The organism is Rhodococcus sp. ACPA4, assembly GCF_002300185.1.
Classification (GTDB): domain Bacteria; phylum Actinomycetota; class Actinomycetes; order Mycobacteriales; family Mycobacteriaceae; genus Rhodococcus_F; species Rhodococcus_F globerula.
Window position 1 is genome coordinate 1,027,586 of sequence record NZ_NSDY01000001.1, and the last position, 14,176, is coordinate 1,041,761.

General features: G+C 62.5%; 12 protein-coding genes. 11 read left to right on the forward strand and 1 reads right to left on the reverse strand.

Annotated features, from left to right (window positions below):
* Window positions 1-71: 71 nt before the first annotated feature.
* From metK to CJ178_RS04870, 7 genes are all read left to right on the forward strand, one after another.
* Entirely contained in the window at window positions 72-1,286 is a 1,215-nt protein-coding gene (metK, locus tag CJ178_RS04835) for a methionine adenosyltransferase (protein ID WP_033232149.1), read from the forward strand.
* 25 nt (window positions 1,287-1,311) lie between these two features.
* Complete coding sequence (locus tag CJ178_RS04840) at window positions 1,312-3,330, forward strand: primosomal protein N' (protein WP_179300719.1); 2,019 nt, start codon at window positions 1,312-1,314, stop codon at window positions 3,328-3,330.
* A gap of 174 nt (window positions 3,331-3,504) precedes the next feature.
* Window positions 3,505-4,608 (forward strand): ABC transporter substrate-binding protein, encoded by a 1,104-nt coding sequence (locus CJ178_RS04845; RefSeq protein ID WP_095886251.1) that lies wholly within the window; start codon window positions 3,505-3,507, stop codon window positions 4,606-4,608.
* A gap of 124 nt (window positions 4,609-4,732) precedes the next feature.
* A complete protein-coding gene (locus CJ178_RS04850; protein WP_045067677.1) occupies window positions 4,733-5,326 on the forward strand; it encodes a PadR family transcriptional regulator in 594 nt (197 codons plus the stop codon).
* A gap of 96 nt (window positions 5,327-5,422) precedes the next feature.
* Window positions 5,423-5,956, forward strand: a complete 534-nt coding sequence (locus tag CJ178_RS04855) for a glutathione peroxidase (protein ID WP_033232146.1) — start codon at window positions 5,423-5,425, stop codon at window positions 5,954-5,956.
* A gap of 496 nt (window positions 5,957-6,452) precedes the next feature.
* Window positions 6,453-6,908: a MarR family winged helix-turn-helix transcriptional regulator gene (locus CJ178_RS04865; RefSeq protein WP_033232145.1), complete on the forward strand. Its 456-nt coding sequence runs from the start codon at window positions 6,453-6,455 to the stop codon at window positions 6,906-6,908.
* A complete protein-coding gene (locus CJ178_RS04870) occupies window positions 6,905-8,326 on the forward strand; it encodes an MFS transporter (RefSeq protein ID WP_033232144.1) in 1,422 nt (473 codons plus the stop codon). The genes CJ178_RS04865 and CJ178_RS04870 overlap by 4 nt, the downstream gene beginning before the upstream one ends.
* A gap of 12 nt (window positions 8,327-8,338) precedes the next feature.
* On the opposite strand, the gene CJ178_RS04875 is transcribed toward CJ178_RS04870, so the two are convergent.
* The gene (locus CJ178_RS04875) at window positions 8,339-8,983 is read right to left on the reverse strand and encodes a TetR/AcrR family transcriptional regulator (RefSeq protein WP_051730342.1); all 645 of its coding nucleotides are present in this window, start codon (window positions 8,981-8,983) and stop codon (window positions 8,339-8,341) included.
* A gap of 125 nt (window positions 8,984-9,108) precedes the next feature.
* On the opposite strand from CJ178_RS04875, the gene CJ178_RS04880 reads away from it, so the two are divergent.
* From CJ178_RS04880 to CJ178_RS04895, 4 genes are all read left to right on the forward strand, one after another.
* Window positions 9,109-10,548 carry an MDR family MFS transporter gene (locus CJ178_RS04880; RefSeq protein ID WP_033232143.1) on the forward strand — a complete coding sequence of 480 codons (1,440 nt, stop codon included), beginning with the start codon at window positions 9,109-9,111 and terminating at the stop codon, window positions 10,546-10,548.
* Window positions 10,549-10,617: 69 nt separating this feature from the next.
* Complete coding sequence (locus CJ178_RS04885) at window positions 10,618-11,583, forward strand: esterase/lipase family protein (protein WP_095886252.1); 966 nt, start codon at window positions 10,618-10,620, stop codon at window positions 11,581-11,583.
* Window positions 11,584-11,787: 204 nt separating this feature from the next.
* Entirely contained in the window at window positions 11,788-12,711 is a 924-nt protein-coding gene (gene fmt, locus CJ178_RS04890; protein WP_095886253.1) for a methionyl-tRNA formyltransferase, read from the forward strand.
* Window positions 12,708-14,150 (forward strand): RsmB/NOP family class I SAM-dependent RNA methyltransferase, encoded by a 1,443-nt coding sequence (locus CJ178_RS04895; protein ID WP_095886254.1) that lies wholly within the window; start codon window positions 12,708-12,710, stop codon window positions 14,148-14,150. Before fmt ends, CJ178_RS04895 begins: the two co-directional genes overlap by 4 nt.
* Window positions 14,151-14,176 lie beyond the last annotated feature (26 nt).

The window sequence follows — 14,176 nt, forward strand, 5'->3', positions numbered from 1 at the left end:
GGCCACCACACGGTGGTCGTGTTATTTCAATAAGCTGTAGTCATGAACTCAAGGCGTCGAGAGGGAGATCTGTGAGCAAGTCCGGCAGTCGGCTATTCACCAGCGAGTCCGTCACCGAGGGGCACCCGGACAAGATCTGTGACGCGATCAGCGACTCCATCCTCGACGCGATCCTCGCGCAGGATCCGCGTGCCCGCGTCGCCGTGGAGACACTCGTCACCACTGGCCAGGTTCACGTCGCCGGTGAGGTCACGACCACGGCATACGCCGACATCCCCAAGATCGTCCGCGACACCGTTCTCGAGATCGGGTACGACAGCTCCGCCAAGGGCTTCGACGGCAACTCGTGCGGTGTCAACGTCGCGATCGGTGCGCAGTCCCCGGAAATTGCTCAGGGCGTTGATCATTCGCACGAAGCTCGGGTCGACGGAACTCTCGACGACGAGATCGACCGTCAGGGCGCCGGCGATCAGGGCCTGATGTTCGGCTACGCCACCACTGATACGCCGGAACTGATGCCGCTTCCCATCGCGATGGCTCATCGCTTGTCGCGTCGTCTGACCGAGGTTCGCAAGAGCGGCGTCTTGCCATACCTGCGTCCGGACGGCAAGACTCAGGTCACCATCGAGTACGACGGTGACAAGCCGGTTCGTCTCGACACCGTCGTCATCTCCACCCAGCACGCCGCAGACATCGACCTCGACAACCTGCTGACCCCTGACCTTCGCGAGAAGGTGCTCAACTCGGTGCTCGCAGACATCAATGTCATTGATCTGGACACCTCCGACGTGCGTCTGCTCGTCAACCCGACGGGCAAGTTCGTGCTCGGTGGCCCGATGGGTGACGCCGGCCTGACCGGACGCAAGATCATTGTCGACACCTACGGCGGAATGGCTCGCCACGGCGGCGGCGCATTCTCCGGCAAGGACCCGTCAAAGGTCGACCGCAGTGCGGCATACGCAATGCGCTGGGTTGCCAAGAACGCCGTTGCGGCCGGCCTCGCCGATCGCATCGAAGTTCAGGTTGCCTACGCGATCGGCAAGGCTGCTCCCGTCGGCTTGTTCGTCGAGACGTTCGGTACCGAGAAGACCGACCCGGCTCGGATCCAGCAGGCCATCACCGAGGTATTCGACTTGCGGCCCGGAGCGATCATCCGCGATCTCGATCTGCTTCGTCCGATCTACGCACAGACTGCGGCGTACGGTCACTTCGGACGCACCGACATCGATCTCCCGTGGGAGAGCACGGATCGTGCGGACAAGCTGCGCAGCGCAGCAGGTCTCTGATAACTGACGTACAGACGGGGCGCGGGTGGGCGCGGAAAGAGTAGCGGCAGAGGTTGATCCGGTTGCCCGGGTGCTCCCGATGCTCCCGCTCGCCCACCTCGACCGAGAGTTCGACTACCTCGTTCCCCGTGAACTCGAAGCGGATGCGCAACCTGGTGTACGGGTGCGCATCCGCTTTGCTGGTCGTCTGGTCGACGGTTTCATCGTCTCCCGCGAGGCGACCAGCGATCATCAGGGCAAATTCGGGTGGCTCGAACGTGTCATTTCGGCCGAGCGAGTTCTCACCGTCGAGATAGCGCAACTGGTCGACCGCGTTGCCGAACGCTATGCAGGCACCCGGGCCGACGTGCTTCGACTAGCCGTTCCGCCGCGTCACGCCAAGGTGGAAGGCGAGCCGTGGGAACCGAGCGGCGAGATCGCCGCGCCTACGTTGGACGAACGAGGCTGGCACCTCTATCAGTACGGCGACGCGTTTGTCACCGCTGTCCGCGAACTGCGTGCTCCGCGAGCGGTGTGGCAGGCATTGCCCGGTGAGGATTGGCCGTTGCGGTTGGCGGAACTCGCCGGTTCGGTGGCGTCGGCAGGCAAGAGTGCGGTCATCGTCGTTCCGGATCAGCGCGATCTCGATCGAGTTCTTGCCGCCTGCGAGAAAGTATCCGGACCTGAAGCGGTAGTAGGACTTTCAGCGGGACTTGGCCCGGCTATGCGCTATCGGCGGTGGCTTGCGGCGCTTCGCGGAAGTTCCCGCATCGTCGTCGGCACCCGAAGCTCCGTTTTTGCCCCCACGCCGGACACCGGCCTTGTTGTCGTGTGGGACGACGGCGACGACAATCTGTCCGAGCCCCGCTCGCCCTACCCGCACGCCCGTGAATCCGCGGTATTGCGCGCGCATGTGGCCGGGTGCGCCGTGGTGATCGGCGGTTTCTCCCGAACTGCGGAGTCTCAGGTGCTCGTCGATTCGGGGTGGGCCCACGATTTGGTCGCCGCTCGGGATGTGGTCAGGCACTGCTCACCCAAGATCACCGCATTGGCGGATAGTGATCACGCGTTGGCCCGCGACCCCGGTGCGAGGGCAGCACGGTTGCCGGCGATCGCTTTTGCCGCGGCCAGGCGAGCATTGGCCGACGGCCGTGGCGTGTTGGTGCAGGTGCCGCGTCGCGGGTACGTTCCGACACTCGCGTGCGGGAAGTGCCGGGCACCGGCGCGGTGCCGTCGTTGCAACGGACCGTTGGCGTTGCCATCTGCAGCAGGTCCCGACGGTGCCGGAATTCCCGAGTGCCGCTGGTGCGGCGTCGCCGACGCGGCCTACCGATGCCATGCGTGTGGAGCCAAGGCGTTGCGTGCCGTTGTGGTCGGGGCGGGCCGAACAGCTGAGGAACTCGGTCGCGCGTTCCCCGGGGTGAAGGTTGTGCTGTCCGGTGGCGGCGATGTGGTCAAGGAAGTTGCCCAGGGCCCGGCGCTGGTGGTCTCGACCGTCGGCGCGGAACCGGTGATGACCGGGGGCTATGGTGCTGCTTTGTTGCTCGACGGGTGGGCATTGCTCGGGCGCGCAGATCTTCGCACCGAGGAAGAGACTCTGCGGCGCTGGATGTCTGCCGCAGCCTTGGTGATTCCACTGTCCGACGGTGGCGAGGTAGTAGTAGTCGCGGATTCGGGAATCCCGACAGTTCAGGCTTTGGTCCGGTGGGATCCGGTTGGGCACGCCCGCAGTCAGTTCGACGAACGCGACGAGGTCGGCTTTCCGCCTGCCGTCCATCTGGCGGCCATCGACGGTGGTAGCGCCGCGATTACTGAATTGGTCGCTTCTGCCGATCTGCCTGCGAGCGCGGTTCTCCTCGGGCCTGTGGAATTGCCTGCGGGGGAGAGGCTTCCGTATTCCGGTGAGGACGAGGCGGGCGTAGCTCCCGAGCGTCTGCTGATTCGGGTGCCGCGTAAGGACGGCCGGGCACTGGCTGACGCTCTAGCTCATGCTCGCGCTGCTCGGAGCGCCAGAAAATCCTCCGGGCCCGTGCGTATTCAGATTGACCCGCGTCGAATCGGCTGAGAATTTTCTCGGTTGGCCTGGCGCTTTGCATGATTGCGGATGTGTGCTGCCTATACTGACCACTGTCTGACGAGGGAATACCGGTGAGAATCCGGAACTGACGCGCAACGGCGATGGGATTTCCCACGAGTCCGAATACTCGTCCGGCACCACATCGAAGATGGCGATTGCCACATGTCGGGTTCCGCGACCGAGCCCCTGATCGAAGGACGACTTTCCGTGCTCACCGCACCACTGACGCGCGCACTCACTGCCGCGACCGGATTGCTCTGCACCACCGCACTACTGACCGGGTGCTCCAGCGCTTCTGCGCCGGACGCCGGGACCCCGACTACCGTTGCTGCTGATGCAGCGGGCCCTACAAGCTACCCGTTGACACTCGAAAATTGTGGTGTGTCAGTGACATTCGATTCGGCGCCGCAACGAGCCGTGTCGCTGTACCAGAGTGCGACGGAGATCTTGCTCTCGCTCGGTCTCGGCGACCGGATGGTAGGCACCTCCACCTGGTTCGATCCTGTTCTCGCTCCTCTCGCGGCCCAGAACGACCTGGTGCCGAGACTGGCCGACAATGACGCATCGCTCGAAGTGGTACTCGACACCGAACCCGATCTGGTGACGTCGGCGAGTGCCCACACCTTCACCTCCGCCGTTGTCGCGGAACGCTCCCGATTCGCGGAACTGGGAATTCCCACGTATCAGTCGCCGTCTGTCTGTACCGATGCCGTCGTGGAGGGGGAGAACGTCTCGCGTACGGCGACTCTGACCATCGACACGCTATACCGGGAGATTCGTGAGCTTGCGGCGATCTTCGACGTGCAGGATCGTGGCGCAGAGTTGATTGCCGAACTGCAGTCGCGGCTATCGGAAGCGGCGGCCGGTGTTGCCGGTTTGGGAAGAACGCTCGCTTTCTGGTTCTCCGGACTCGAGGCTCCGTACATGGCCGGATGTTGTTCGGCCCCAGGTCTTCTTGCCGACGAGGCAGGCGCAGTCAACGTATTTGCGGATCTGTCCGACGACTGGCCGGAAGTGAGTTGGGAGGCGGTAGCCGACCGCGACCCGGATGTGTTGGTGCTCGGTGACCTTCACCGTCGGCGAGTAGACGGTGATTCGTTGGAAACAAAAATCGCCTTTCTCGAATCGAATCCGGTGACCGCGCAGATGACTGCTGTGCGGAACCGCAACTACGTCACATTGTCCGGGGCAGAGATGGATCCAGGGATCCGCGAGATCGACGCACTGGAAAAACTCGCAGACGGACTGCGCTCGACGGTGGGCTGATACTGCTCGAGACATTGCACCTTTACTGCTCGAGACATTGCACCTTTACTGCTCGAGACATTGCACCTTCGATCTGTGCGATATATCGTCGAACTATCAGCGATATCGGCGAAGGGTAGCAAAGATGGACAGGCATTTTCCCGACGGCGACCGTGGGCGCGGGCATCGTCGAGGGCGGTTCGGGCCCGACGGCGGACCTGGCCCAGGGTTCGGTCCCGGCGCGCACTTCGGACGTGGGCGCGGACGCGGCGGGCGCGGGCGTCGAGGTGACGTTCGCGCGGCTGTTCTGCTCCTCATTGCCGAAGAACCGATGCACGGCTACGAACTGATTCAACAGATCGTCGAACGCAGTGGCGGAGTGTGGAAGCCGAGTCCGGGATCGATCTACCCCGCACTGTCGCAACTCGAAGACGAAGGCCTCGTGATCATCGACAAGGTCGCCGGACGGAAGACTGCAAAACTCACCGAGGAAGGTGCCGCGTACGTCGAGCAGCACCGGGCGGATCTCGGTGCACCGTGGGACGAGGTTCGCGACAGCGTCGGCGCTCCCGAGCAGGATCTGCGTGAGCTGATCGGGCAACTGATGGGTGCTGCCGGTCAGGTCGCCGCAGTGGGTACACCAGCGCAGGTCAAGGCCGCTGCCGATGTTCTGATCGAAGCGCGTCGAGCGTTGTATCGCGTTCTTGCCGACGACGGGTCCACCGATACCGACAGTTGAGTGCGGCACTCGTGTTGGTGTGTCCGGTCACTATCGCCGGCGAAGCATGAACTACCTTGGGTAGCAATATAATCACTTCGATAATCAGGAGAGTTCATGAGTGTCCACGACTTTGCCGTCAAGGCTGCCGACGGATCCACCGAGGATCTGAGCCAGTACAAGGGCAACCTTCTGTTGGTCGTCAACGTGGCAAGCAAGTGTGGATTCACACCGCAGTACGAGGGCCTCGATGCCCTGTACCGGGAGAACAAGGACCGCGGCCTTCGGGTCATCGGATTCCCGAGCAATCAGTTCGGAGATCAGGAGCCTGGCCAGGACGCTGAGATCCAGGAGTTCTGCAGCACGACCTACAACGTCACCTTCCCGGTGTACGCAAAGATCGAGGTCAACGGCGACAACGCGGACCCGCTGTACGAGCACCTCCGCAGCGAGGCACCCGGTGAATTCGGGCCCGAAATCGGATTCCTGTTCGAGCATGTCAGCAAGACGCGCCCCGAGGCGATCGGTACCGACGAAGTGAAGTGGAACTTCACGAAGTTCCTCGTCGATCGTGACGGAGCGGTAGTTCGCCGGTTCGAGTCGACGGTCACCCCCGAGCAGATCGCCGAGGAAATCTCCGAGCTGCTGTAATTTTCGGAGCTGCTGTAAGCAGGTCTACCAACTGAATATTTAGTCGCAATCCCGGGAGCCCCTGCGTGGTCTCCCGGGTTTGCTGTCTTAAGCGTCGGACCTGTTGATTTCGATCGCACAACGCAGCACAACGTGCCAAAGTTCGTCGAGATCGACGTCGGCGATTGCGAAACCTTTTGCGGTGGAATGGTGGTCTTGCCCGATCAATCCGGCTAGTTCGGCGAAACCCGGGTGCTGACGTACAACCTCGTATTGGTTCCAGGTTCCGTAGGCCATGAGTTGGCAGGTTTTGTTGATCCACAATTGGATGGGTGCGTACCGGAGTCCATAGGGGTGGCTCGCAACGTCATGTCACCTCACAAAATTTGACAGATAGTCTGTTGAACACAAAATTTGACAGATAGTCTGTTGAAAAAATTTCGATAGAGACAGCTCACATCCAAGACCTTAGAAGAAATAAGCAGCTACCCTGGCTAATGAGACTAGGGAGAATCGCATGGACGAACGTGCCGACCGGCTGCGGGAAGACGTGGCGCTGTTCAGTCGAAGGATTCGGACGAAGAGTTCCGGGCATTTGTTGACTCCAACCCAACTGCAGGCACTTGCGCATCTGGATCGGGTGGGCGCGATGAGTGCGCGTGCGCTTGCCGATTTGGAGCGGGTAGTCCCGCAAACCATTGCGCGTACTGTGCTTCTCCTCGAGGAGAAGGGGATGGTGACGCGCACCGTCGATCCACATGATGCTCGCGCGAGTTTGATCTCGATCACGGACATCGGCCGTAGGACCCTGGACGTGGACCGCGCCGCCCGTAGTGAATGGCTTACGTCCGTGCTGACGGAGGAGTTCACCGACGTCGAACGTGAGTTGCTTTATCTCGCAGGACGTTTGCTGCGGCGTGCGGCTGAGTCGACCGATACAACACCGGCGCAGGAGTCAGTGATGCGCGCATGACCGCCGTCGAGGACCAGGCAGATACCAAGGCCTTGCCTGTTCCGTTCCGGGTGAGTGGTGCGGCAGCGACCGGCAGCATTCTGCAACCGCTGAATTCGTCGATGATTGCCGTGGCAATTGTTGGTATCGCCGCTCAGTTCGGTTCGAACGGCGGCGTTTCCTGGATCATCTCCGCGATGTACATCACGACCGCTGTTGGTGCCCCCATGATGGGTCGGCTCGGTGCATTGCTGGGCGCTCGTCGGGTATTTCTCGGAGGCTTAGCCCTGGTCGCCATCGGATCGTGCGTCGGGATGCTTGCCCCGAATGTCGGTTGGTTGATCGGTGCGTACGTGATCCTCGGATTCGGCATTTCAGCCCACATGCCCAACGCGATGACCATGGTCCGCAGCTACTCCGAGCGCTACGGGCGCCAGCCGCGTACAGCGATTGCAACGTTGGTTGTCTGCAGTCAGTCCGTTGCAGCTCTTGGTCCCACTGTCGGTGGTCTCCTTGTGGGGGCTTTCGGGTGGCAATCGATCCTGTGGGTGAATCTTCCCGTCGTAGTGCTCAGTGCTGTTGTGGTTATGCGTGCTGACGTGGGCTTTGCCGGCGGTGGGCGAGTGTCGGTTCGGGAAGCGCTCCATGCTCTCGATGTGGTCGGAATCGGATTGTTCCTCGTGACGATCACGTCGACGATGGTGCTGCTGGTTTCGTTGCCGGGGAACCCGACGTGGTGGCTGCTTCCCGTTGCGGTGACGGGACTCGGTCTCTTTGTCTGGTGGGAGCACCGCGCTCCGGAGCCGTTTCTGGATGTCGAGGCCCTGGCACGTAACCGCGCGCTCAGTGCCACTCTGGGTCGGACATTGCTCACGTACACGTGCTTCTACTGCGTCTTTTTCGGAATTCCGCAATGGCTGCAGTACGCGCGGGGGATGAGCCCGATCGAGGCCGGCTTGACGATGCTGCCCGTCGCGGGGGTCAGCGTGGTGGCCACCATGATCGGGTCTCGCACATACCGGCGGTACGGCGCCCGTCGCACTCTGTTTGTCGGTACGTGTGCGCTGCTGGTCGGCGGGGTGTTGATCGCTTCGGTCGAAAGCTCGACTGCACCGGTCTTGGTGCTTCTCCTTGTTGCCGCGGTACTTGGTATACCGAACGGTTTCAACAACATCGGCAATCAAAGCCTGATCAATGCGGTGACAACCGTGGACGAAGTTGGTGCTGCGATCGGCGTTTACCGCACAGTCGCGTTCATCGGCGCGAATCTTGCGGTTGTGGTGTTGCAGGTAACGGCCGGTCATCAGATCGACGACGCTGGTCTGCACCGGACTGGTTGGTTCATCGCAGTTTCAGGATTGGTCCTTCTTGTCGGGATCATGTTCTCGCGCAACATGGGACCGGCCCGCGCTGTCGATTCCCCGACTTCGTCTGCCTGATCTCGCTGTCGATCAGCTCGCTGCGGCGCGTCGCAGATCTTCGCACGTGCTCCGGTAAATCTGTGCCAGATCAGCCTCGGCGCCGTTGTCCAGGCGTTCTGCCCAGGTATCGACCGCGATACGTGTTGTCATCGCGGCACTTTCGACGAGTAGTCGAGCGTAAGGGCGGGCATTCTCGCCGCCAAGTTTGATGGCAACTCGGTCCGTCAGTTGGATCAGTGCCATGGATTCTGTGGCAAATGACGATGCGCACAGATGGGGGTCGGATGCGAGGAGGCGTCGAACTCGCAGTATTCGATCTCGCCTGTCAGGAGAGGCCTCCAGTCTCTCGATGATGTTCCCGTAGATTTCCTGCATCCCTGTCAGAGTCACGTCGTCGGCAGGGATCGCATCGAGCCATTCGACGATTTCCGTCTCGAACTCGACCTCGACGCTGAGGGCCGAGTCTTCCTTGGTGGCGAAGCATCGAAAAAATGTGCTGGGCGAGACTCCGGCGCGGCGCGCGATTTCGTCAACCGTCGTCGCCGACGAGCCGTGGAGTTCGAAAAGTTCCAGAGCGGCCCGGGATATCTCGAGGCGAGTTTCCTGGCGGCGGCGTTCCCGCAGGTCGGGAGCGCGTTTTGCCGCGGGGACCTTGACGCTGTCGTGTGTGGTCATCCGCAGTCCTCCATGCGGCTCAACTTACCAGCCGAAATCAACTTGACAGTGACTCTCAAGATGATTGATATTGTCAGTTAAATAAGTTGATTTGTCTTCTAAGACCAGAGAGTTCTCAGTAGCGCATGCATATTCAAGAGACGGAAGCCCAACCGGAATCGGTTGACCTCGACCGCGGTAGCAAATTGTTGATCACCGTGCTGGTCGTCGCAGCGTTCGTGATGATCCTCAACGAGACGATCATGAGCGTGGCACTGCCACGTTTGATGGTGGACCTGGATATCACCGCCAGCACAGCACAGTGGCTGACCACTGGATTCATGCTGACCATGGCCGTCGTGATTCCGACGACGGGCTACCTGTTCCAGCGATTCACTCTCCGGCAAGTATTCGCAGCAGCGATGACGCTCTTCAGCGTCGGCACGCTCCTCGCGGCGTCCGCACCCGGATTCGAACTTCTTCTGGCGGGTCGAGTGATCCAAGCCGGTGGTACCGCCATCATGCTTCCACTCCTCATGACCACGGTCCTGCGTGTTGTTCCCGCTCATAAGCGCGGCGCCATGATGGGCGTCATCTCCATCGTGATCGCCGTCGCTCCGGCGATCGGTCCGACACTCTCCGGTGTGATCCTGCGATCGCTGGACTGGCGCTGGATGTTCTGGCTTGTGTTGCCGATCGCCCTGGTTGCGTTTGCCATCGGCTCCGCGTTGGTCAAGAACCTCACCACTACCGGCGCAGCACCGTTCGACGGGTTGTCGGTTGTATTGTCCGCGTTGGCATTCGGTGGCATCGTCTACGGACTCGGTAGTCTCGGACATTCCGCCGAGGGATCCGGCGTGCCGGTGTGGGTACCGCTGGTTGTCGGTGTCGTGGCGCTGGTCGTGTTTGTTCTGCGTCAGTTGTCGCGGCAAGAGGACGGGCGCGCCCTCCTGGACATGCGGCCATTCCTCACGCCGACGTTCAGCATCGGATTGGCCATGTTGGCGATCAGCATGATGGCCCTGTTCGGTGCGCTGATTCTGCTGCCGTTGTACCTGCAGAATGTGCTCGGCCTCGACACGTTGAAGACCGGTTTGTTGCTTCTCCCCGGTGGTTTGCTCATGGGCATTCTGGCACCGTTCGTCGGTCGGGTCTTCGACCGCGTCGGTCCGCGCCCGCTGGTCATCCCCGGTGTCGTCGTGGTCAGCGCCGCGTTGTGGCTGATGACGCTCCTCGACACGGAGACCGGCTTGCCGATGGTTGTCGGCATCCATTCGATGCTGATGGTGGGTCTGGCATTGGTGATGACTCCGCTGATGACGTCGTCGCTCGGATCGGTCCCGTCGGAGTTGTATTCCCACGGCAGTGCGATTTTCAATACCGGTCAGCAGTTGGCCGGTGCGGCGGGAACCGCGTTGTTCGTCACGATCATGTCGAACACAGCCGCCTCCCAACTCGCCGATGGTGCGACTGACATCGCTGCTCAGCAATCGGGTATCCACACCGCATTCATGTGGGGTGGCGTCATATCCCTGATCGCGGTGGCAGGTTCGTTCTTCATCCGGAAGCCGGCAGTGACCAGCTAGGGATGCGTGTTCGTCTGCACTTATGATTGGCCTTGGTGTGGATCGGGATCGGGGCGGGAGTGCTGAACTATGTCGGGTAGAACAAGAATTGCAGGATTGGTGTTGGCTAGCGCCTGTCTGGTGGCGCTACCAAGTGTTGCCGGCGCGCAGTCCGGGGCGAGCGTTCCCACACACGTCGGACCGGCACAGATAAGCCGTCACGCGGCAACCGCATATGCAGAGACTCACCCCGATTCGGCGCCGGCCGGGTCCAATAATTTCGACTGCAGGCCCACGGCCGAGCATCCACGTCCGGTGTTGCTTGCACATGGAACGGACACTCAGGCGTACACCGACTGGGCGGCTGTGGCGCCGGCCCTCGCTGCCGATGGCTATTGCGTTTTTGTTCTCAACTACGGCGGGGATCCCGAGGAAGACACTTTCGGCGTCGGCGACATCGTCTCGAGCGCAAGCGAATTCAGTGCCTTTGTCGATCAGGTGAGATCGAGGACGGGCGCTGATCGCGTCGACGTCATCGGGTACTCGCAGGGCGCCACGGTAACTCGGTACTACACCAACAAACTTGGTGGTTCGCAGTTTGTCGACCACTGGATCGGGCTGGCCTCGCCGACGTACGGCGGTGTGATGTTCGGGCTCGTGCCACTCGTACGGGCAATACCCGGCGGCGAAGAATTTGTCGAGGACACTTTCTCGGTTGCCGTGCGCGAGCAGATGGAGGGATCGGATCTGCTGCGCAGTCTCAACAACGGCGGCGACACCGTGCCAGGGGTGCGATACACCACCATCGGCTCGCAGGTCGACGAAGTGATCCAGCCGTCGAGCAACATCGCGCTGCGAGATTCCGGCGCTGAGAACATCGTCCTGCAGGACCTGTGCCCGCAGAACCTGACCGGGCACTTCCGGATGCCGTACGACCCCTACGTGATCGACATCATCCGCACCTCGCTCGATCCCGATGCCGAGCGGCACGCACCGTGTACGGCCGTCCCGCTCGGCACCGATATTCCGCAAGTGGTGATCGACGCAAATTCCTGACTTCTGCAATCGATTACGACCCCAGAAGTTGCCGACAGTCACGACCGATATGCCGCGCGGTACAAGCTGGGCTCAGCACTCCCTAGACTGGGGGTTCCATTCGTACAAAATCCGGGAGCGCTTTCGTGACTTGCAGTCCACCACGTTCGAGCGGCCAGCGAGCTGATCACAGTCTCTGCAGCCCTGAGAATAGGGAGGGCTGACATGCGCGTTGTATTCGCCGGAACGCCGGAACCTGCCGTCCCGTCCTTGCGTCGACTCATCGAGTCGGCCAATCACGAGGTCGTTGCCGTGGTGACGCGTCCTGACGCCGTCGCCGGTCGCGGACGGAAAGTCACCCGGTCACCCATCGGCATGCTCGCGGACGAACACGGCATTCCGGTGTTGACTCCCGCCAAGGCGTCAGATCCCGAATTCGCGGCCGAGCTGAAAAGCTACGAGCCGGACTGCGCGCCCGTTGTCGCTTACGGAAATCTGTTGCCGCAGAACGTACTCGACATCCCGAAGTTCGGTTGGGTGAACCTGCACTTCTCACTGCTTCCCGCGTGGCGTGGTGCTGCGCCGGTACAGGCAGCGATCAGCGCCGGTGACGAGGTCACCGGTGCCAGCGCCTTCCGCCTCGAAGCGGGCATGGACACCGGACCGGTGTACGGCGTGATGACCGAACGCATCCGCGACACCGACACTGCCGGCGATCTCCTGGGGCGACTGGCCGAAGGTGGCGCCGGCCTGCTCGAATCAGTGCTCGACGGAATCGAAGCCGGTGCAATCACGGCGGTTCCCCAATCCGACGACGGAGTCTCGTACGCGCCGAAGGTGACCGTCGACGCGGCCCGGGTGCGCTGGGATCGTCCCGCTGCGGCCGTTGACCGCCACATTCGGGCGGTCACGCCTGCGCCGGGCGCGTGGACGATGATCGGTGACCTGCGGGTCAAGCTCGGACCGGTCACCGTGACTGACGACGTACTGGCAGTCGGCGAGATCGCAGTACGTAAGGACGGTCTGTACATCGGTACCGCTACGACGGCGGTGCGACTCGGGCAGATACAGCCCCCGGGCAAGAAATTGATGTCGGCAGGGGACTGGGCACGCGGTGCCCGACTCGACGCGGAGGTACGAGCAGCATGACCGAATCACGACGACCAGCCCGCCAGGCCCAAGGCCCCGGCGACAAGCGGAACGGGTCGCGAAACAACAAGCCGAAGCAGGCCAAGCGGCCCGATCCGACGGCTGGACTCGATCAGCCGCGTCTCGCAGCCCTCGACGTGCTGCGCGCGGTCCGTGAGCGCGACGCTTACGCAAACTTGGTTCTGCCCGGATTGCTACGCGATCGCAAACTCGACTCCCGCGATGCTGCCTTGGCAACAGAACTGGCGTACGGCGCTGCCCGCGCGCAGGGGTTGCTCGACGCTGTGATCGTGCACGCGTCGGGTCGTCCGATCGAGGAAATCGACGGCAACCTTCTCGACGTGCTGCGGTTGGGTTCTTACCAACTGCTGCGCACGCGCGTCGCGCCGCACGCTGCCGTCGCAACGTCCGTCGACCTCGCGCGCGCTGAATCCGGCCAGGGGCGAGCAGGATTCGTCAACGCGGTACTGCGCCGGGTGTCCGAACGCACTCAGGACGAGTGGGTGGAACTGCTGGCGCCGAAGGACCCGATCGGGCACCTCGCGTTCGAGCACGCGCACCCGGTGTGGATCGCACAGGTCTTCGCCGATTCGCTCGGTGCTGCGGCCGGTGAACTCGAAGACGTCCTGATTGCCGACGACGCCCGCCCCGCCGTGCACCTCGTTGCGCGACCCGGCGAAATCTCGGCCGAAGAGCTGGCGCTGGTCACCGGCGGCGAGATCGGCCCGTATTCGCCGTACGCCGTGCATCTCGACGGCGGCGATCCTGGCCAGCTCGATGCGGTGCGTCAGGGCTTGGCCGGTGTGCAGGACGAAGGCAGCCAGCTGGTTGCTCGCGCCCTGACTCTCGCACCGATCGACGGTGACGACGGTGGCCGCTGGCTCGATCTCTGCGCTGGTCCCGGCGGCAAAGCAGCGCTTCTCGGAGCACTGGCAGGAATCGACGGTGGGCGCCTCGACGCCGTCGAGCCCGTCGCCCACCGCGCGGAACTGATCCGCAAGACCACCCGTGAGCTACCCGTCGACGTACACGTGGCGGACGGCCGCGAGTCTGGCCTCGAACCCGGCTACGACCGCATCCTCGTCGACGCGCCGTGCACCGGACTGGGCGCGTTGCGTCGGCGTCCGGAAGCGCGGTGGCGTCGCCAACCGTCGGATGTCGCCCCGCTGGTGAAGTTGCAGCGTGAATTGCTCGCCGCGGCAATCGAATTGGTGCGTCCCGGTGGTGTGGTGCTGTACTCCACGTGCTCGCCGCACTTGTCGGAAACGCTGGCCGTTGTTGCCGATGCGGTCCGCCGTCATGGCGTCGTCGAACTCGACACCAAGGAGCTGGTGCCCGGTGTGCCGGACGTCGGCGACGGCAATTCGGTTCAATTGTGGCCGCACCGCCATGGCACGGATGCAATGTTCATGGCGGCATTGCGTAAACCACTGGCGTAGGTAGCTGTGCGCCGTTTTGGTAGCGG